The organism is Specibacter sp. NPDC078692, assembly GCF_040686835.1.
Classification (GTDB): Bacteria; Actinomycetota; Actinomycetes; order Actinomycetales; family Micrococcaceae; genus Specibacter.
This window is the reverse complement of record NZ_JBFBLV010000004.1, coordinates 85,391-104,090: the sequence shown is the minus strand read 5'-3', so window position 1 is coordinate 104,090 and position 18,700 is coordinate 85,391. Positions and strand designations below refer to the sequence as shown.

Sequence of the window (18,700 nt, the reverse complement as noted above, 5' to 3'; positions counted from 1 at the left end):
CCCCCTGGTAAGTGCAACGGTTTGCGAACTACGCTACAGACCACAATCGAACGGGACCATCCCTCACCGGGTGGATGGAGAGCCGTTCTGTCCTTCACCCGAGCTGCACTTCCTGATTTTCACGGGAGCGTCAGCACGAGTTAAACAAGAAGTCCGCCTTACCCACCACAGCATGTGGTGGGTAAGGCGGACTTCTTTAGTCGCCTATCGACTGGTGGTCCACGCGAGGACTACATGTGCCAGAGTGCTACATGTGCACGGCTGCAACACCTGTGGGCACTGCTGCGTCGGCACGGCGTCGGTACATCAGGGCCGTCACGATGGCACCAACCACCAGCAATACGGCGCAGGCGAAGTACGCACCCGAGTAACCGCTGACGAGGGTTTCCAGTTGCCCCTTGCCGCCGTCGATGGCCGTAATGGTTGCCCCGGCAACCAAGGTGTTCAACACGGCTAGGCCGATGGAGCCACCCAGCTGCTGCGATGCGTTCACGGCGGCGGATGCGGCGCCGGCATGATGGCTGTCAACACCCAAGGTGCCTACGCTCATGGCCGATGAAATAATGGCACCGAGACCAAGAGCAATGATGAACATCGGCACAGCCACGTGCAGAGCGTAGCTGCTATCAGCCTTGGCCGACATCAGCAGGACCGAGCCAATGGCGGAGATCATCATGCCGGCCGGAACCAGCACCTTTGCGCCCAGCTTGGGCATGAGAACCGAGGTAGAAACTACGGCAGCGATCATGATGCCCAAGCACAACGGCAGCACGGCCAGGCCCGTTTGCAATGGGGTGAAACCGAGCACAATCTGCAGGTAGTACACCAGGTACAAGTTCACCCCAAAGACTACGGCGCCAGATACGAAGATAGCGAGCATGGAGGCTCCGCGATCCCGGTCCAGCACAATGTGCAGCGGCAGCAACGGAGACTTTCCCCTGCGTTGGATCATGACGAAGACAACCAGCAGAATCAGGCCGGCGGCCAGGAAACCCCAGGTGCGCGCGTCAGCAAAGCCGTGCTCTTCAGCATTGGTAAACCCGAAGACCAGTGCAAAGAAGCCCAAGGAGGCAAAAATCGCGCCCGGAACATCCAGCTTCACGCCGCGCTCACGCATTGTGGGGGCGATGGCAATCAGGCCAACAACAAAAGCAATGGCAGCAAATGCAATGTTGACGTAGAGGGTCCAGCGCCAAGAGAGCGTTTCCGTCAACACGCCACCGAGCAGCAGACCCACAGCGCCACCGGCACCGGCGAGAGCACCGAAAATACCAAAGGCCTTGCCGCGTTCTGCGGGATCGGTGAAAGTGGTGGTCAGCAAGGAAAGAGCCGCCGGAGCCAACAGGGCTGCGAAGATACCTTGCAATACGCGCGCGGCCAGCAGGATCGCGAAAGTGGGGGCAGCGCCACCGAGTGCCGAGGCGACGGCGAAACCTACCAAGCCAATGAGGAAAATCTGCTTGCGGCCCATCAGGTCAGCAATACGGCCTCCCAACAGGAGCAAGCCGCCAAAGGCGAGAGCGTAGGCCGTGATGACCCACGGTCGGAGTGTGTCCGAAAAGGCAAGTTCAATCTGGGCGCTGGGAAGCGCCACGTTCATAATGGTTGCATCAAGCACCACCATGAGTTGGGACATGCCGATGGCCAGCATCGACCACCAGCGAAGTCCGACCCATTTTGAGTCAGGTTTGGAGTCCAGTTTGGAGCCAGGCCTGGAGGGTGGCGTCGGATTGACGTTTAGTGGTTGCGTTGCAGTGCTCATGTACCTTTTGCCTCAGTGTGAATATTGAAACCATCCCCTTGGAATAGCTATTCCGTTAAGCATATCGCATCCGGAACAGCTATTCCGCACTGCGTTGTCTCACGCTACACTTGATGTGACATCGCTTGATTTTCTCCTGCCATCGAAAGCTCCACCAGCATGCCACTGACCCCTTCGATTAAGAACCACTCCCCCGACGGCCAGAGTATTGGCGACCATAACGTCGTCGTCCTTAACGAGCGTGACCGAGCTTTGAACAACGCAGCCCACGAGCTCTTTTCCAGTAAGGGTCTCAGCGTGCCCCTGGCCGATATCGCCAAGGCGGCAGGGGTGGGGGTGGCAACCCTGTACCGGCGCTACCGCGACAAGGACCTCTTAATCCTGGACGTTTACCGAGAGCATCTTGCCTACGGTGAGCAATTGTCGATTGACGCCAACGGCCACGAGGACCCCTGGGAAGGATTGATCTACTTCTTGACCAAGTCCACGGAGCAATTTCTGCGCGATCACGGCATGCGTGAATTGATTCTGGGCGGCTATATTGGCGGAGTCGGCTGGGCGCGAGGCTCCTCCCACCAAGAGCTTCACGAAGTCCTAGACGCACTCCAACATCGGATAGCGCATCAGCTTGAATTCTTGGTGGCACGGGCCAAGGAACAGCATGTGGTCCGCGACGACTTTGAGCCCACGGATATTCTCCTGATGTCAGCCATGGCGCACGTGGCAGCGCCCGTCAAGGCATCAGGTTGGCCCGTTTCCGCGCAGCGAGCCTTGACGCTGTTGATTGAGGGCATTCGCCCACCCGCAGAGGCCAGCGCCGCCAGCAAATAGCTTTGGCTGTCACTGCCGATACGGAACCCAAAATTATGGGACACTCCAAACGCGTCAGAGAGAACGCTAAAGTCACCAAGGGCGAGCCCACAGCCGCAACGGTCGCCCCGCACGATGAGCTCACTGGCCGCCAATATACTCTCGCGACCAGCACTGCAGTAGCTTCGAACATTGACCAGCATGGTGCTGCTCGGCCCCGGGCCATGCTGGATTCTGTGCCGGCATTCAGCGCCCCACCGTCACATCAGCAAACTCTCCCGGATTGGAATCGCGCCAGACCATTGCCTGTCGCTTCAGCACAATGGAGGCTGCCAGCACTGCAGGAACCACGGACATATGGGGCAAGGACCCACGCGAGCCCCACCGCCGGCCTCCTCAGTTGGCTGAAACAAGGCTATAAACAAGCCGGGGTGATCATGGGGTAATCAGAACGGAACAGCACCTTGGTCCGCAGCATCGTATTGGCGTACTGCACCAGGATGCGCGGGAAGTACTTCAGCGACCGGCCCGAGAGATCGATGTAAACCTTGGTATTCCTCGCCGCAACGGCCAGCGCCTCATCCTGTCAGGGAAATGACGGGTGGGCCATGATTTGACCACCGATCCGGACCTGCAGGAAGCCCTCCTGCAGGTCCGGCGCGGCACCGCGTTCATCGCCCGCAAACTCAACGAGCTCTCCGATAAACCGCTCGACGGCGACTCCCTCATTCCCTGCTAGAGCCGCCGACACCTCGGCGCACACCTCGGTTACAAGGCGCGTACGATCGCCCGTCTCATTGAATGGGCGGCGACTGGGGTGGAGACACCCATGCATTCCTCCCCCACCGCACGCAACCAGGAAATCGGCTTCGGCGCGATCCTGTCCTCCATCGCGCTACGTGCTCTCACCGATCATGCCGCCGTGCACCTCAAGGTGGAATGGCGCGAGCTGCCCGATAACAACTGGTCAAACCAAGTCAAAGCCGCCAGGGCCGCACCGTGCCCGCCAGTGAAACTGGCTGGACGCGCAGCCGCGCAGTCTGGCTGCACGCCGTCGACTTTAACAACGGCGCCACCGTGTCAGATATCCCCGCACCCATCCTCGAACGACTCCTGGCCTTCATCACTGGCGCATGGAATACCCGCGGCACCATCACCAACGCACCTAAGGCTCCCGACTGGATCTAACTTGGTGACAATCTGAGGATAGGGTGGCTCTAGGTCCGCCGACGCATCACTGCGGTGGCGGACCTTTGTGCGCTGGCAACAGTGCCGAACTTGCCAGGCAAGATGTTCTTGTGCCCAATTCTCCACTGAACGGATGCAATCCCCATGCCTCACTTTGACCTCGTCATCATCGGCACCGGCTCCGGAAATTCCATCCCGGGCCCAGAGTTTGATCATTGGAACATTGCCATCGTGGAGGACGGTCATTTCGGCGGCACCTGCCTAAACGTCGGCTGCATCCCCACCAAAATGTTCGTGCATCCGGCGGAGTTGGCCGACGCCGCCCGCCACGGCAGGGCGCTGGGAATCGATGCCCAGCTGAACTCCGTGGACTGGCCGGGAATCCGTGACAGGATCTTCGGGCGGATCGACGCCATCGAATCCGGCGGCAGGCAATACCGCGAGGGTCCCGAGTGCCCCAATATCACCGTCTTTGCCGGGCGCGGGCGCTTTTCCGGACACAAGGAGCTGCACATTGACCTGCACGACGGCGGCAGCACCCACGTGACCGCCGACAGATTTGTTCTGGCTGCGGGTTCGCACGCTGTGGTACCGGATACTCTCGGCCTCGCCGATAGCGCCACCCAGACCGCGGCCGTCTTTCATACCTCCGATTCGATTATGCGATTGGAAACGCTACCCGCCAGCATGGTCATTTTGGGCGGCGGCTATATTGCAGCCGAATTTGCGCACGTATTTTCCTCCTTTGGCGTGCACGTTACCCAAATCGCGCGTGGGAAAAGGCTGCTCAAGTCTCAGGACGAGGACGTCTCGGTCCAGTTCACGAAGGAGGCCGCGGCGCGCTATACAGTCCTGCTCGAGACCAAGGTGAGTAGCGTGGCGGACACGGCGGACGGCGTCGAACTTCAACTGAAGGGGCCAAACGGGCCGCAATCCTTGACGGCTGAGGTGTTGCTGGTGGCCACAGGGCGCAAACCCAACGGAGCCAACCTGGATGTAGAAAAGACCGGGGTCGCCCTGGACGGACATGGCCGGGTGGTGGTTGATGAGCATCAGCGCACGGACGTCGACGGTATTTACGCGCTGGGCGACATCTCCTCCAAATACCAGCTCAAGCATGTCGCCAATCACGAGGCCAAGGTGGTTAAGCACAACTTGGCGCACCCAGAGGCGCTCATCAGCTCAGATCACCGATTTGTTCCGGCCGCGGTCTTCAGCGATCCGCAGATTGCCTCAGTCGGGATCACCGAGGCGCACGCCATCAAGGCCGGAATTGGGTATGTGGTGAAAGTGCAAAATTATGGCGACATTGCTGCAGGTTGGGCGCGCGAGGACTCCGGTCATTTCCTGAAGGTCCTCGCCGACCCCTCCACTGGCCTGCTGCTGGGCGCACATGCGATTGGTCCGGAGGCGGCCACCATCATCCAGCCGCTGATTCAGGCCATGCATTTTGGCCAAACCGCCCATGATGTGGCTAAGAAGCAGTACTGGATCCATCCCGCCCTGTCTGAACTGGTGGAGAATGCGCTGCTGGGCCTGCCGGAGGCTACGGCTTAGAGCAGTCCAGCCACCCGTTGTACGCCTGCCCGGATCTGCGGAATGGAAGCGGCGCTAAAAGATAAGCGGATGAAGGGTGCGGGCGGCTCGTCAACAAAGTACTGTTTGCCGTCGCCGATCAGCACGCCTGCTTGGTGGGCCGCAGTGGTCAATGCCGTGGAATTACTGCCTTCGGGAAGCTTGACCCAGAGGTGGATGCCGCCGGTGGGAATGTTTGGCACCTTTGCACCGGTCATGGAGGTGTGAATCTCCTCCACCATGGCATCACGGCGCTCCAGCAATCCGGCGCGCAGTCGTGTCACGTGGCGCGGCCAGGCGGAGGAGGTCAGCAAGCCCAGCGCGATTTCTTGTGTGAGCGGTGGCACGCACATGTCATCGGCAATACGGGCGGTGCGCAGACGTTCCCCTGCCGGGCCTCTTGCAGCAATGGCACCCACGCGTAATCCTGGTGCGGCAGGCTTGGTCAAGGTGGCGATCGAGACTACATGCCCATCCGGATCCTGGGTGAATAGTGGCGGCGGAGCGTTTCCATCGAGGGACAGGTTTCGTGCCCAATCGTCCTCGATGATGAAGGCACCGTAGCGCTTCGCCAAAGCCAGCACCTCCACGCGACGTTCGGGACTGAGGATGGCACCGGACGGGTTCGCGTAACAAGGCTGGAGATAAATGAGCTTAGCGTGCGTGCGCTCCAAAGCATCGGCGAGTTTTGCCGGAATAATTCCGTGCTCATCGGCCTGCACTGCGGCCAGATTCAGGCCGGCAGACTGTGCGGCGATGGCTGCCCCGGGGTAGCTGGGGCTTTCGGTGATGAGCGTTGAGCCTGGATCGGCCAAGGTGCGCATCGCAAATACCAGCGACTGCTGCCCGCCCGGCATGATCAGCATGTCCTCTGGTTCCGCGCTGAGCTGCCCGGCAAATGCACGACGCAATTCCGGCAGTCCCATGGGCGGAGCCATGGTCCACGCCCGGTGGCTTTTTGCGCAGCGCACGCCGAGCGTGCGCAACTCATCGAAGGGCTGCAGCTCGGGAGCCAGATAACCCCACGATAATTGAACGTGACCGGATGTGCTCTGTGAATGGAGCCGTCCAGCACGTACCGCGTCAACACGGGAACGGCCTAGGGTGGAAGATTGCCAGGCGTAATCGGGTTCGGCTAGATGGTTGCGGCTAGATGTGAAGGGCTGCTCCGGATGCGGCAGCTCGTTCGACTCCACCCGGCCGGCAACAAAGGTGCCACGGCCTGGCTCGGCCCTGACGACCCCCAGACCCGAGAGCGTGCTGATGGCTTGGGTAATAGTCACGGGGCTGGCGCCATAGGTCTTGGATAGCTGCCTGACGGAGGGCAGCTTGTCCCCCACCCGCATCAAGGCCGCCTGCTGCTTGAGCAGCTCAGAGATATCGGCGGCCCTGTTGTTGATCGACATAAGCACCAGTCAATAACGTTACTGTCGAAAGTCCAACACAGTGTTACTCAACGTTTCGGGAACTTTGGAACATGTCATGATCCGGAATCAGGAGAATTGGTCCTCAATCATGAGAAGACGACAAGTCCATAGATGGCGAAGACCGCCAAATGGGTGGCTCCGTGCATGGCTGTCACCTGCTTCGCAGCGAAGGTGCTAACCGAGAGCAGCAGTGTCACGCCGAGTAGCAACAGGTTGGCCGGCGACTCGGCCAGAACCACATCTTGGCCCGTGAGCATCCCGATCAAGAGCACTGCCGGGATAGTCAGGCCTACGGTTGAGACGAGAGCACCATGGCAGAGATTGTTGACTCGTTGCCCTTCGCCCGCCAAGGCGGCACGCACAGAGGTGATGGATTCCGGGAGGAAGACGATCATGGCGATGAGTAGGCCCGAGAGCGCAACGGGAGCACCTGCGCGGCCCAGGCCGTCGTCCAAAAGAGTTGCCATATCGTGCGAAAGCAGCACGATCGGCAGCACCGTGACAAGCAACAGAACCAAGCGCAATAAGATCTCCTTTCGGTGCTTGACGAAGATCGCCGCAATCGGCGTTGCATCGGAGGACACCACAGGGGAAGACGAGATCGCAGCTGAGGAGGAGACGTCGTCGTCCTTGGTTGTGGATCTTGATTTGGCACTGATTTTGGGGGCAAACAGTCCGGGATCGACCTCGGTGAAGTCGCCAGCCTGGGCGCCCATCTGGCGGACAAGAAAAAATGCGTACAGACCAAGGGCGAGCACGATGACGGGGATGCTCTGGCCAGATGTGTACGAACCATCGCGACCGATGAGGGCTGGAAGGGCAAAAGCGATCGAGGTGAGGACGATGATCATGCCGAGGTAGGCGGAGGTGCCGGTTCGGTTGTGTTTGAGGGAGCCGTGCCTGAGCCCGCCGAGCAATAGTGAGAGGCCGACGACGGCGTTGAGGATGATCATGGAAACGGCCATCACGGAGTCGCGCGCGATGGTGGCGTGCTCGCCTGGGCCCAGCATGACAGCGGAAATGAGGACCACTTCGATCAGTACGATCGAGAGCGTCAGGACCAGTGAACCGTAGGGGTCACCGAGACGGCGGGCGAGATGCTCGGCCTCATGAACCACTCCGAACGCGCAGACCAAGATGACGGCGACAATGGCCAATAGCGCGGTGACAAGCAGTGGTAAGGGCACCGGTGGATTCAGGAGTGGGCCCAGGAACATCAGGGCTGCGACTGCACCCCAGCCGACAATTATTCGGCCGATCGCGACGGGGGTGAAGATTGAGCCTTTGGCTGCTGCAAGCATGGGTTCAAACCTGTTCTACGAGGTCGTCCCCGAATCAATTGAACAAACGGGCCGTCCCGTTCGTGATCCTGTGTGTCTTGGCACTGTAGCTCCAAGGCATCAACCGGCGTCTATTCGTGGCGGGTTAAGAAGACTTGCGGTCAATGCGGCTAACTTTCTCAGCATAGGACAGCCGGGTTGTGGGGGCCAATCAAACTGGTAGTTGCTCTGCGGTGCTGCTCTGTGGTGCTGCTCGAAGTCGTAATCGGAGGACGGGCTCAGATGAGGCAGTGCACAAAATCCCAGCCGCGTGCATCTCTGCAGCGAAAATTTTGAACTGGTGTGTCATCTGCAAGTTAGAACTGACCGTCGGCCATGGTCTCCGGATCCAAATCATCCGCACCCCGTGCTGGGTAGTGCAAAAGAATCTTGTATCGCATAGTCAAGGCTAGGTCCGCCGATGTGAACTGAGCAGGATACGGCTCCCGGAGTGACAATGGAGGCTTTGATTGGCAACCAACAACGCCCGCGACCATCGCCGCACCACCGCCCGACCCACCGCCCTACCCCACCGCCGCACCAACCGCGAATCCACTCCAAGCGGCTAAGCTAGATGTGGCCAGATATCGGGCCCGAGGCGGTCCGGCTTCGACACCCACGGAGGAAAGTACCCCATGAATACTTCACGCATGAACGTCGAGTCGTTCAACCTTGACCACCGCACCGTCGTTGCGCCGTATGTGCGCGTGGCCGACCGCAAGCAGTTGCCGCATGGCGATGTCTTGACGAAGTATGACGTTCGGTTCACTCAGCCCAACGTGGCTCATCTGGACATGAAATCCGTCCACTCCTTGGAGCACCTTTTCGCCGAATGCTCACGTAACCACTCGGATGCTGTCATCGACTTCTCTCCTATGGGCTGCCAGACAGGCTACTACCTGATCCTTGCTGGCGAGCCAGATCTGCCGGCCGTCATGGACCTGATTGAGGCCACGCTTAAGGAAGTTCTGGAGGCCAGCGAAGTGCCTGCCGCCAATGAAATCCAGTGCGGCTGGGGCGAAAGCCACTCTCTCAGCGGCGCCCAAGACGTCGCCCGGACCTTCCTCGCCAAGCGCGACGAATGGGCGCAGGTCACCGCGTGAGCTCTTCTGTTGTGAACGCTAGTAATCCCGCGGGGCTGAATCGCGCGCAGGGCAGTCCCGCTGAGGTTATTGTCATCGTCGCTATGGAAGAGGAATTAGCTCCCTTCCTCCAGCTAGCCGAGTCGGTGGCTGAGCCGGTCCAGGTAGGTAACTCCATCCACCGTGCGAGCGTTATCAACGGCCATAACATCTTGCTGGTTCACGGCGGCATTGGGCTGGTGAACGCGTCCGGCGCGGCGACCTCTGCTCTGCTGTTGACCCAGCAGAAGAACGACGGCGCGTCCCCTCCCCTGGTGATCAGCGCCGGCTCAGCCGGTGGACTGGGTGACGACGTCAAGGTCGGCGATGTGGTCATCGGCACCGACACGATCAACGCCGATGCCGACGCTCGCGCCTTTGGCTACCAGCTGGGTCAGGTTCCCGGCATGCCGGTGTCTTACCCGTTGCCGGAGGCGCTCATGGCGCTCATTGATGCCACGCCGAAGTCGCTCGCGTCCGCAGGAGAAGGAATGGTGAACACCGTCCACCACGGGCTCATGGTCTCCAGCTACAAGTTTGTGGGCCACGACCGGGCCCCAGTCATCAAGGACCGGTTCGACGGCGTGCTCTCCACGGACATGGAATCGTCTGCGATCGCACAGACTTGCCACGTGTATGGCGCACCCTTCGTAGCCATCCGCGGGATTTCCGATCTATGCGGACCGGCATCCGACGCTGATTTTCTGACCCATGTGGACGACGCCGCGGAGCGTTCGGCACAGATTGTGCTGGCAGTCATTGATACATGGTTTACGGCTGGCTCACCCCGCCCGTAAACCGGACAATGACTGCGGTGATCTGTTCAATGAAGTCGGCGACGGGTTCACGTTCGCTGGGTTCGCTCTGCACCCGTTGCACCAGCGCTTCGGTGATCCCACCAATCAGGACCAGGCTGGTCAGCCCGCCAGGAGCGGAGCTGATCAGCCCGGCTGCGGCAAAGTCCTCGAAGGCGTCATCCAATGCTGCTGCCAAACGGCGAATCGTGAGACGGCGTTGTTGTTCCAGCACCACGGAAACGCCCACCGTCTCTACTTCCATGACCCTTGCTTTGCGATCATCCGTTAACATCGGGCCCAGCACCTGTGCAACAAGAGTGCGGGTGGCGGTCAAGAGGTCCTGCCCCGGATCGATCGGCCGGGCATCGATAGCTGCCAGCACCTCTTCATTGAGGTCGAGGTAGAGTCGCGTCAGCAATTCGTGGTGGTCGGCGTAGAGCTGATAGAAGGAACGGGTGGAGACCTTCGCGAGTCGGCACACGGCTTGAACGGGCGTGGCTGAGTAGCCTGCGGTGCCGTAAAGCTCCAGTGCCGCATCGAGCAGCCGCTGCCGGCGGTCCTGATCGCGCTTGAATCGGTCGGTCCCATGCCACATTTCGGCTTCTGGGTTGAAGTCTGCGGTCATCTCAACTGCCCCTTCTGCATTGAAAACAGATATTTTCAGTGTAATACTGCTCACATGCCGTACCTCGTAAAGCCCGAGCACCTCGCCCCTGCGGTTCTCGATCCTATACCCGTCAACGACGCCCTGCCGCGTACCGCCGTCATTGGCGCAGGTTCCTCCGGCATCACCGCAGCCAAAGCGTTGTATGAGGCTGGGATTCCCTTCGACTGTTTCGAACAAGGCAGCGCCCTAGGTGGCAACTGGCTGCTGGACAACCCCAATGGGCAATCCGCCTGCTACGAAACCTTGGAAATCAACACCTCCGGCGCCCGTATGGCGTTTTCTGATTTCCCCATGCCTGCACACTACCCACCGTATCCGCGCCACGAGCAGATCTACGCCTACTTTGAAAAGTATGTGGACCACTTTGGCTTCCGCCACACCATCACTTTCAACACCACGGTTCAGGACGTCAGCCGAGATGCCGACGGCGGCTGGCTGGTGCGCATCAAGGGCCCGCAGGGAGAACATGCACAGAAGTACGACGCCGTTTTGGTCGCGAATGGTCATCACTGGGACCCGCGCTGGCCCGAACCCACCTATCCAGGAACCTTCGACGGCGAACAAATCCACGCTCATGACTACCGTTCCGGTGATCAACTACAGGGCCGCGACGTGGTGGTTGTTGGCGCAGGAAACTCGGCCATGGACATCGCGGTCGAAGCGTCCCATAGGGCCAACACTGTGTCTTTGTCCATTCGCCGCGGACAATGGGTGCTACGCAAATTCCTGCTCGGCAAGCCCAGCGACCAGGTGGCGCTGCCCGGTTGGCTGCCATGGTGGGTCACGGGTGTTCGGCTGCGCATTGGCGCCATCACCTCAGGCGGTCTGCGCAAGTATGGGCTGCCCCAACCTGAGCACAAACCGGGGCAGTCCCATCCCGTGCAATCGGAAGAGATCCGCAAACGTCTTGCCGCCGGCAAGGTGACGGTCCGCCCGGGCATTGAGCGCTTTGACGGCGATGCCGTGGTATTCCTCGACGGCACCCGCACCCCTGCCGATCTGATCGTCTGGGCCACCGGATATAAGGTCACTTTCCCGTTCCTTGACCCGGCCCTGATCGCTGCGTCCCAGAACGATCTCCCGCTCTTCAAGCGCACCGTCCATCCGGATCTGCCGGGGTTGTATTTCATCGGTTTGGTGCAGCCAGTGGGTGCGGTCATGCCCCTGGCCGAGGCCCAGAGTGTGTGGATCGCCGAAACCTTGGCCGGACGCTACGCACCCCCGCGGGTTGCTGAGATCCGGAAGCAGATGGCCAAAGACCACGAGCGCAACAAGCGCCAGTTCTATGCGTCCCCGCGGCACACGATGGAAGTGGATTTTGACCATTACCTGTGGGACCTCGACCGAGAACGACGGCGTGGCTATCAGCGCGTAGCTAACGGCGCCCAGGCGTTCCCTCGGCACGGAGACGATCGGTCCAACGATGATCGGAGCCAGCCATGACCAAGACGAACAGCTCGAACAGCCCACACGGCCCGCACAGCCCAGCAAAACTCAGCGGAAAAGTTGCGGTGGTCACCGGAGGTGGCAACGGGATTGGGCGTGAAATTGCCCGTCTCCTTGCTGCGCAGGGCGCCAAGGTAGCCATCGGTGATCGCGACGGTGAAGCCGCCCGGAGCGCTGCCCAAGGACTTGCGGGGACCTTGCTCGGCGTCGACCTTGACGTCACCTCAGCACGGTCCTATGCCGCGTTCCTCGACACAGTTGAGGCGGAATTCGGAGCCATCGACATCCTCGTCAACAATGCCGGTGTGATGTGGGTGGGCAGCTTCGATGAGGAGAGCGAAGCTGCGGCGGAACGGCAAATAGCAGTGAACTTGCTCGGCGTCATCCGTGGCGTGAAGTTGGTGGCTCCGGGGATGGTGGCGCGCGGTTCGGGCCACATCATCACGGTCGCCTCGGCATCCTCCATTCTCACCACACCCGGAGAAGCCAGTTACTCGGCCAGCAAGCACGGTGTCTTGGGCTATCTCAAGGCGGTGCGCGAGGAACTCCACCGCTCCCCCGTCCAGATTTCCGTCATTGTGCCCGCCGTGGTGGATACTGCATTGGCGGCAGGGACCGGCACGGGAGCTTCGAAATTACTGGCGCCGGAGACCATCGCCGCAGCCGTGCTGCGCACCATTGAGCGTCCACGTTTTGAGGTCAGCATTCCGGGCTATCTGGGGCCGGTGGTCCGGGCGGTCAATATCTTGCCTGCCGCACTGCGGGATGGATTGATGCGGCGCCTTGTCCCCAATCAAGTGCGGCAAGTAGACCGCGGCGCACGGGCAGATTACGAATCCCAGTTCGGCGACCATGCGTAATGCGTAGGAAACTCACGTAAGAAGCCCAGCAGGAACAGACTCAGACGGAAAGGGACCAGAAGGAGAGCTGACGCGGGTCACTGTGGTGGGGACCGGCGTCGTGCCTGAACTATCCTGAAGGTTGCTGACAGCTACGGAATGGAAGATCTTTGACACTGCGCGTCCTCGTCCCCTCGGCCCAGTTTGCGCAAGCGATCCGGGGTCCGGAAATTGATGCAATCCTCTGGCATATTAACGACAGCCCGGAGGATGCGCCGGCCGCCGATGTCCTGGTCACGGAGCGGCCGCGGGAGTTCGAGAATCGGGCACGGGTGGGGAGCATCCCGGGTCTGCGCCACGTGCACCTACTCTCGATTGGCTCGGATTGGATCCTGGGCCACATGCCAGCTGCTGTCACACTCAGTAATTCTCGCGGTGCGGTGGAAGATGCCACAGCCGAGCACGGCATGGCGCTGATTCTCGCTGCACTGCGTGAGCTGCCGACGGCGGCCGTTCAGCAGCGCAGGCATGACTGGGCGCCGCTGTGGACCAGCTCGCTGCACGGATCGGTGGTTTTGGTATTGGGCTATGGCGGGGTGGGCAAGGAGCTCTTTTCGCGGCTGGGGCCCTTTCGCCCGGCCGCTTTAATTCCCGTTGCTAGCCGGGCCCGAGTCCTCGATGACGGGCGCCAGATCCACGGCACGGTGGAACTGCCGGAACTGCTTCCTCAGGCGGACGTAGTGGTGGTGACGCTCCCCCACAACGAGTCAACAGCCCACTTGGTGGATGCAAACTTCCTGGCCCGTATGAAAGATGGGGCGCTGCTGGTCAATATTGGGCGTGGTCCTGTTGTGGACACCGACGCGCTGCTAGCGGAGCTCAGTTCAGGGCGGCTGCGGGCTGCTTTGGATGTCACCGACCCGGAACCGCTGCCCGCCGATCACCCTCTCTGGGATGCGCCCGGCTGCCTCATCACCCCGCACATGGCAGGTAATACCGCTGAGTTCGTTCGGCTAGCCACGGAGATAACGGTTGAACAGTTGGGCCGGATCTCCCGGGGCGAGGCGCCGCTCCATCTGGTGGAGTGAGCGGGGCCGGTTCGAATCAGGGGAATAGCTGCAGCGGCGCTGGCTCAGCTGCGCTTCTCGATATCGTCCACCACCCACCGGCCGCCGTCACCGCTGCTGCCGCTGTCCCCTTTTCTGTCGCTACCACCGTCCCAGAGGACATTGACGGCCAGCGGTAACTGATGCGAGGCACTTTCCACAATATGCATGAGATAGCCAGCCGTGTTGGGAAACGCCACCAGATCTCCGGCAGCAACTCCGGCCGGAAACTCGAAGCGTCGGCGCAGCAACAGTTCCTCCTCGATGCAATAGGCCCCCACGAGAAATGCGCTGTCATTGCTTCGCTCCCGTCGCGGGTTCGTGGCGTGAACGAGCACTGGATCCAGCAGGAAGTCCGCTGACGTGGATCTGCATTGCGTCCTGTTCATATGCAAGCCCACCAGCGGGACTCCATCACTGCGGCGCTTAGCGAAGGCCACTTCGGCGAGTGTCAGCCCGCATCCGTCCAGCAACGATCGCCCAGGTTCGCAGCGCAACTGAATCTGCGCTGCGGTCAACGCTTGGGCCACGGAGTGCTCAGACTGAGCCGATTCCGGAACTGCGGTGAGGACCTGATCGAGCCACTCACCCCGGATCAGTTCCTGGTGATAGGGGTAGACGCCAGTGCCGAGCCGATCGGACTTCCAGGTGAGCGTTTCGTCCCCCTCCGGCAAGTCTTTCAACGTGGTCCAGAACCCCTCCCACTGTTTTCTGCTATCTAGATAGGACATCGGTATACCACCACCCATGTCCACAAAACGTGGTGCGTGGCCCAGCGTGCGCAACTGTTCGATGAGTCCGAGCGATTCCACAATCCCGATGGCACGGGCCTGCGCTTGGTAACCGTTGAGGTGAAAGTGGATGCCAGCGACCTGGACGCGACTCTTCAGATCACTGTCACCCATGACTTCCACCCACTGGTCGGCAGAGAGTCCAAAACGGGTAGCCGGAATCGATGAATGGGTGACAGCCAGCCGCAGCGCTACCTTCAGCGGTTGCTCCTCGGCACCCGCCAGTTCAAGTGCGTCACGCAATTCGTCGTCATTGTCCACGCTGATAATCACCCCGGAAGTGATTGCCAGTTTCAGCAATGCTGGGGACTTCACCGCCGCCGTAACGATGATGCTTTCTGCCGCAACACCTCTTTCTAGGCACTGCCGCAGTTCGTTCAAACTTGCCACATCGATACCGCAGTTCTCGCGAACGGCCTGGTCAATGGCTCCCATGGTCTTGTTGGCTTTGCGGGCAAAATAGATTTGAAAGTCGATTCCGTGGGCGGCAGCAGCCGAGCGCAGCTCTGAGACGTTGCGTCCCATGGGCCGGAAATCGTGAATATTGACCGGCGAACCGTGAGTCTCGATCAACTCCCTGCACTGCTGCGGATCATTGAGTAAATCCTCCATCCACGGTTCCAGCCGTGCTGTCAGCGGTGCGGTACCGTTCATTTTCTGGCGCATCATCACTCTTTCAGTACTGATTCTTCGGCTGGTGTGGGTTGTTTGAGGAGTGGCCCTGTGGCGGGTGACGGTTTTGCGGCATTCAGCGCAACGTGCCCGGCGATTCGCTGAGCCCACAGTCGGTGTTCGCCATGCAGAGAACGATTGAGGGTGTCGTGACCCAGCGTGGGGTCCTCGGTGGGGCGTCCCACGGCTGCCAACGACTGTGTTCTGGAACCGTCGGAAGCTATGCACGTTGCGTCCCGGTCGGTCAGTAGGCCACGCTCGCCAGGGCGGACCGAAACATGACCGTCCCGCAGCAGACCCAGGTATAAGCCACTCACGGGATCTCCGTCCGGGGCCGGTGCCCCCAGCACGCCGGGACTCGGAGTCACCGCGTCAATGAGCACTACGCCCGGTTCGGGCTCCTCACTGGCAGGAGTCATGTGAAGAATGCCGGAGTCGAACAGCGCCAGTAGTTTACGGGCAGTGAGTTCCGGTGGCCCAAAGGCGAAGCGTTCGAGGTTGCCAGCTACCCGTAAAAACTGTCGCCAATCTTGGCGGCTTCGCGAGCTTCGATCCATCACCGCAACCAACTCGGGATACAGACCTGACCACACCCGGGCCCACAGCCAACCCGTGGTGAGTGGTGCCAGAAAATGGTTGGCCAAAAGACTGTGGCGCAGCAGTTCCGCTGGTGCCCAGTCCTCTGGCAGCCAATCTTCTGTCGCCAAATTTGCCGGCCCAGGTGAGCTCGTCATGCACGCAGCGCCACTTTCAGCAGCTACGGACACACCAGTCAACGCAGTACGCCACAGCGTCACGGCACTCGTCTGCACACCCATGATCTGGGCACATTCTTGAGCACAGCGCAACAGAATTGCCCACAGCCCAGCCAACCGTCCGGCGTCGGACGTGGCTTGATGAGGCCTACCCCACTGCCACAACTGAGGCTTGAACCGCTCAAGGCAGGCAGTAATGGCGGGCGACACAGTCTCGCTCTTGGGGTCCATGAGCAGGCCACTGCGTGAGGCAAAGGTGATGCGCTGTGGCTCGCGTCCGCTGGGAATGTAACGCAATTTTCCTAGCTGCGCCCCGCTCGTGAGGCCCTGCCACGAGCCGCCGCGGCCTTCGGTGAGGAGCAGCGCCACGTCGTAGGCCGTCAGCGCGGCGCCGCGGATCCACACGCTTTGCTCCGGCCGGATAGCCGCGGTGGTCAAGGAGCTATAGTTGCCGATCAGCGGGTGCGGATTCAGCGCGCCTGGCAGGAGTTCGAGGGGCGGAGGTCGCCTAGGCGAAGCGTCGCCCAACCCATGCCCAGTTGCCAACAGCACCTCCTCATAGGTTGAGCTTCCGAAGGGTCCCTTGAGCATCCATTGAGTGCCCAACCGTTCGACGCCGGTCACGACGTAGGGACGGTGGCTCACGGTAACGTTTCCATGCTGGCGCAAGAACTCGAATTGTTCTCGCAGGTAGCGGCCTACCAAGGCCCGTGGCGGATACTTTTCACCGCTCAGCTCAGGCGCGGCATGGTGCACCCAATTAGCGAAGTTCTCGCTGGTGAGGCTTGAGGAGGCGTCCACAATGCCAGCGTTCACGTTCAGGCGCAGCGCCTGGGGCTGGGCTTCTCGCCACACACTGCCTGAGCCGGGAGGGTGTGGGTCGTAGACGTCCACCCGGATACGCGATCTTGAGCCGGGCGGGATCAGATCATGGAGTGCAAGCAGTGCGAACAAGCTTTTGGGTCCCCCGCCCACCACAGCAATTCGGATCATGAAGCCGTGACTTCTTCGGGGTTGGCGGCCTGCCCCGGCTCGGTTGCTGGCCCTGATTCTGGCTTTGGCTGTGGTTCCGGCTCAGGTTCGGGATCCGCATTCAAAGTGGCGCGCACCCACGCATCGTTGTAGACGGTTTCCAGATAGGGCACCCCGGTATCGTGAACCATGAAGGCAATGCGTTTGCCTGGTTCAAGGTCTGGCAGCACTTTGCCCATGGCAGCAACGATGGCCCCGGTGGAGGCCCCCGCCAGGATTCCTTCCCGGCGGGCCAGCAGCCGGCAGCCGCGCACCATCTCGATTTCCTCCATCGCAAAGACGAGGTCCGGCTCGGCTCCAGCAGCAAGTTCCGGCACAACACCGGCACCGAGACCGGGAAGTCGTCGGATCCCGGACTGCCCGCCAAAAAGAACAGAACCTACCGAATCCACTGCAACAATTTTGGTGTCCAGCTCATGTTCGCGAATGTAGTTCTGACATCCCAAGAGTGTTCCGGTGGTGCTGGTCGCGATGAACAGGTAGTCCAAGTTCCCGCCGGAACCGGCAATGATTTCGGGCATGGTGGACTCGAAGTGTGCCCGTGGATTGGCCGGCGAGCCATACTGGTTGCTGGTCACGGATCCAGGGTGTGCCACCAACAATTCCCGCACGCGGCGGCGGCGGGCGGCGAGTTTATTTCCGTCGGCAGGAGTCTCCACCAGATCGACCGTGGCTCCATAGGCCCGCATAAGTTCTAGTGCCACAGTGTTGGCATTTTCATCGACCACTGCCGTGAATCGCAGGCCTCGCACAACACACTGCCGGGCTAGGGCAATACCCAAATTTCCCGAGGTCGATTCAATGATCATGCCGCCAGGTACTAACTGGCCAGAACTGAGCAGTTCTTCGATCAAACCATTAGCCGTGCGCTCTTTAGTGCTGCCGGACAGTTGGAGCAGGTCAAGCTTTGCGTAGATTTGGGCGTCATGAGACTCGAAGAGTCGGCTCACTTGCACCGTCGGGGTCACGAAGGGATGAAGCGTTTCTGAACTACTCATATGCCTTTTCTCCCATTCCTGATCGATACTTCCTGATCGATACTGCCTTGTTACCGGCGAATATACCGAAACCACAAGCATCGAGATAGCCCCACGGGCCCAACACTAGTGAATCATGGCCTTGAGATACACGATGCCAACACCCGGAAGCGTCGTCACAAGCGCCGCCCCGAAGCGATAGTGCAGCTTGCGGGTCCATCTTCAGGAGCTGAGGAATCCAAAAAGAGCCAGCAAACTTACATCTACCCAGAGAGCAACCCAGACGGCGGTGTCGTCATCAACCAGATCCAAAACGCCGAAAAGGGCAATCGTTAAGGGAATAATCGCCGCCAGCAGAAGACCAGCCGAATGGCTCAGGGCGTACTTGGAAGATTCCATGAAACGCGGCGACCCCT

At 60.5% G+C, this 18,700-nt stretch carries 15 protein-coding genes and 1 pseudogene; 8 read left to right on the top strand and 8 right to left on the bottom strand.

The features are described from left to right. Positions 1–247: 247 nt before the first annotated feature. Entirely contained in the window at positions 248–1,762 is a 1,515-nt protein-coding gene (locus AB0O97_RS04480) for an MFS transporter (protein WP_363880389.1), read from the bottom strand. A gap of 159 nt (positions 1,763–1,921) precedes the next feature. On the opposite strand from AB0O97_RS04480, the gene AB0O97_RS04475 reads away from it, so the two are divergent. From AB0O97_RS04475 to AB0O97_RS04465, 3 genes and pseudogenes are all read left to right on the top strand, one after another. Then, positions 1,922–2,593 carry a TetR/AcrR family transcriptional regulator gene (locus tag AB0O97_RS04475; protein WP_363840995.1) on the top strand — a complete coding sequence of 224 codons (672 nt, stop codon included), beginning with the start codon at positions 1,922–1,924 and terminating at the stop codon, positions 2,591–2,593. 580 nt (positions 2,594–3,173) lie between these two features. After that, positions 3,174–3,724, top strand: a pseudogene (locus tag AB0O97_RS04470) (maleylpyruvate isomerase family mycothiol-dependent enzyme); the annotation flags it as partial. A 180-nt stretch (positions 3,725–3,904) separates the two neighbouring features. Beyond that, complete coding sequence (locus tag AB0O97_RS04465) at positions 3,905–5,317, top strand: mycothione reductase (RefSeq protein WP_363880386.1); 1,413 nt, start codon at positions 3,905–3,907, stop codon at positions 5,315–5,317. On the opposite strand, the gene AB0O97_RS04460 is transcribed toward AB0O97_RS04465, so the two are convergent. Together AB0O97_RS04460 and AB0O97_RS04455 are read right to left on the bottom strand one after the other, a co-directional pair. Continuing rightward, on the bottom strand, positions 5,314–6,741 hold the full coding sequence (locus AB0O97_RS04460; RefSeq protein ID WP_363880383.1) for a PLP-dependent aminotransferase family protein: 1,428 nt from the start codon (positions 6,739–6,741) through the stop codon (positions 5,314–5,316). The genes AB0O97_RS04465 and AB0O97_RS04460 overlap by 4 nt on opposite strands. 107 nt (positions 6,742–6,848) lie before the next feature. Beyond that, positions 6,849–8,063: a calcium:proton antiporter gene (locus tag AB0O97_RS04455; protein WP_363880380.1), complete on the bottom strand. Its 1,215-nt coding sequence runs from the start codon at positions 8,061–8,063 to the stop codon at positions 6,849–6,851. 653 nt (positions 8,064–8,716) lie between these two features. On the opposite strand from AB0O97_RS04455, the gene AB0O97_RS04450 reads away from it, so the two are divergent. After that, entirely contained in the window at positions 8,717–9,184 is a 468-nt protein-coding gene (locus AB0O97_RS04450; protein ID WP_363841007.1) for an S-ribosylhomocysteine lyase, read from the top strand. Next, on the top strand, positions 9,181–9,999 hold the full coding sequence (mtnN, locus tag AB0O97_RS04445; RefSeq protein ID WP_363880377.1) for a 5'-methylthioadenosine/S-adenosylhomocysteine nucleosidase: 819 nt from the start codon (positions 9,181–9,183) through the stop codon (positions 9,997–9,999). Before AB0O97_RS04450 ends, mtnN begins: the two co-directional genes overlap by 4 nt. Here mtnN and AB0O97_RS04440 read toward each other — a convergent pair. Further along, positions 9,974–10,678 (bottom strand): TetR/AcrR family transcriptional regulator, encoded by a 705-nt coding sequence (locus AB0O97_RS04440; RefSeq protein ID WP_363841012.1) that lies wholly within the window; start codon positions 10,676–10,678, stop codon positions 9,974–9,976. The two genes, mtnN and AB0O97_RS04440, sit on opposite strands and share 26 nt — an antisense overlap. Between AB0O97_RS04440 and AB0O97_RS04435 the strand changes: the two genes are divergently transcribed. From AB0O97_RS04435 to AB0O97_RS04425, 3 genes are all read left to right on the top strand, one after another. Then, positions 10,679–12,109, top strand: a complete 1,431-nt coding sequence (locus AB0O97_RS04435) for an NAD(P)-binding domain-containing protein (protein WP_363880374.1) — start codon at positions 10,679–10,681, stop codon at positions 12,107–12,109. It begins immediately after the preceding gene. Beyond that, the gene (locus tag AB0O97_RS04430; RefSeq protein ID WP_363880371.1) at positions 12,106–12,972 is read left to right on the top strand and encodes an SDR family oxidoreductase; all 867 of its coding nucleotides are present in this window, start codon (positions 12,106–12,108) and stop codon (positions 12,970–12,972) included. Before AB0O97_RS04435 ends, AB0O97_RS04430 begins: the two co-directional genes overlap by 4 nt. Positions 12,973–13,121: 149 nt before the next feature. Continuing rightward, positions 13,122–14,039, top strand: a complete 918-nt coding sequence (locus AB0O97_RS04425) for a 2-hydroxyacid dehydrogenase (protein ID WP_363880369.1) — start codon at positions 13,122–13,124, stop codon at positions 14,037–14,039. 44 nt (positions 14,040–14,083) lie between these two features. Here AB0O97_RS04425 and AB0O97_RS04420 read toward each other — a convergent pair whose 3' ends face one another. From AB0O97_RS04420 to AB0O97_RS04405, 4 genes are all read right to left on the bottom strand, one after another. Next, complete coding sequence (locus tag AB0O97_RS04420) at positions 14,084–15,517, bottom strand: alanine racemase (RefSeq protein WP_363880366.1); 1,434 nt, start codon at positions 15,515–15,517, stop codon at positions 14,084–14,086. Next, the gene (locus tag AB0O97_RS04415) at positions 15,517–17,268 is read right to left on the bottom strand and encodes an FAD/NAD(P)-binding protein (protein ID WP_363880363.1); all 1,752 of its coding nucleotides are present in this window, start codon (positions 17,266–17,268) and stop codon (positions 15,517–15,519) included. Before AB0O97_RS04415 ends, AB0O97_RS04420 begins: the two co-directional genes overlap by 1 nt. Next, on the bottom strand, positions 17,265–18,305 hold the full coding sequence (locus AB0O97_RS04410) for a pyridoxal-phosphate dependent enzyme (RefSeq protein ID WP_363880361.1): 1,041 nt from the start codon (positions 18,303–18,305) through the stop codon (positions 17,265–17,267). Before AB0O97_RS04410 ends, AB0O97_RS04415 begins: the two co-directional genes overlap by 4 nt. A 201-nt stretch (positions 18,306–18,506) precedes the next feature. Beyond that, complete coding sequence (locus AB0O97_RS04405; protein ID WP_363841033.1) at positions 18,507–18,683, bottom strand: hypothetical protein; 177 nt, start codon at positions 18,681–18,683, stop codon at positions 18,507–18,509. Positions 18,684–18,700: the final 17 nt, after the last annotated feature.

Bases quoted from the DNA above. Each gene is read 5' to 3' on its own strand.
- AB0O97_RS04480 (WP_363880389.1), bottom strand. From the start codon at position 1,762: ATGAGCACTGCAACGCAACCACTAAACGTCAATCCGACGCCACCCTCC.
- AB0O97_RS04475 (WP_363840995.1), top strand. From the start codon at position 1,922: ATGCCACTGACCCCTTCGATTAAGAACCACTCCCCCGACGGCCAGAGT.
- AB0O97_RS04465 (WP_363880386.1), top strand. From the start codon at position 3,905: ATGCCTCACTTTGACCTCGTCATCATCGGCACCGGCTCCGGAAATTCC.
- AB0O97_RS04460 (WP_363880383.1), bottom strand. From the start codon at position 6,741: ATGTCGATCAACAACAGGGCCGCCGATATCTCTGAGCTGCTCAAGCAG.
- AB0O97_RS04455 (WP_363880380.1), bottom strand. From the start codon at position 8,063: ATGCTTGCAGCAGCCAAAGGCTCAATCTTCACCCCCGTCGCGATCGGC.
- AB0O97_RS04450 (WP_363841007.1), top strand. From the start codon at position 8,717: ATGAATACTTCACGCATGAACGTCGAGTCGTTCAACCTTGACCACCGC.
- AB0O97_RS04435 (WP_363880374.1), top strand. From the start codon at position 10,679: ATGCCGTACCTCGTAAAGCCCGAGCACCTCGCCCCTGCGGTTCTCGAT.
- AB0O97_RS04430 (WP_363880371.1), top strand. From the start codon at position 12,106: ATGACCAAGACGAACAGCTCGAACAGCCCACACGGCCCGCACAGCCCA.
- AB0O97_RS04420 (WP_363880366.1), bottom strand. From the start codon at position 15,517: ATGATGCGCCAGAAAATGAACGGTACCGCACCGCTGACAGCACGGCTG.
- AB0O97_RS04415 (WP_363880363.1), bottom strand. From the start codon at position 17,268: ATGATCCGAATTGCTGTGGTGGGCGGGGGACCCAAAAGCTTGTTCGCA.
- AB0O97_RS04410 (WP_363880361.1), bottom strand. From the start codon at position 18,305: ATGAGTAGTTCAGAAACGCTTCATCCCTTCGTGACCCCGACGGTGCAA.
- AB0O97_RS04405 (WP_363841033.1), bottom strand. From the start codon at position 18,683: ATGGAATCTTCCAAGTACGCCCTGAGCCATTCGGCTGGTCTTCTGCTG.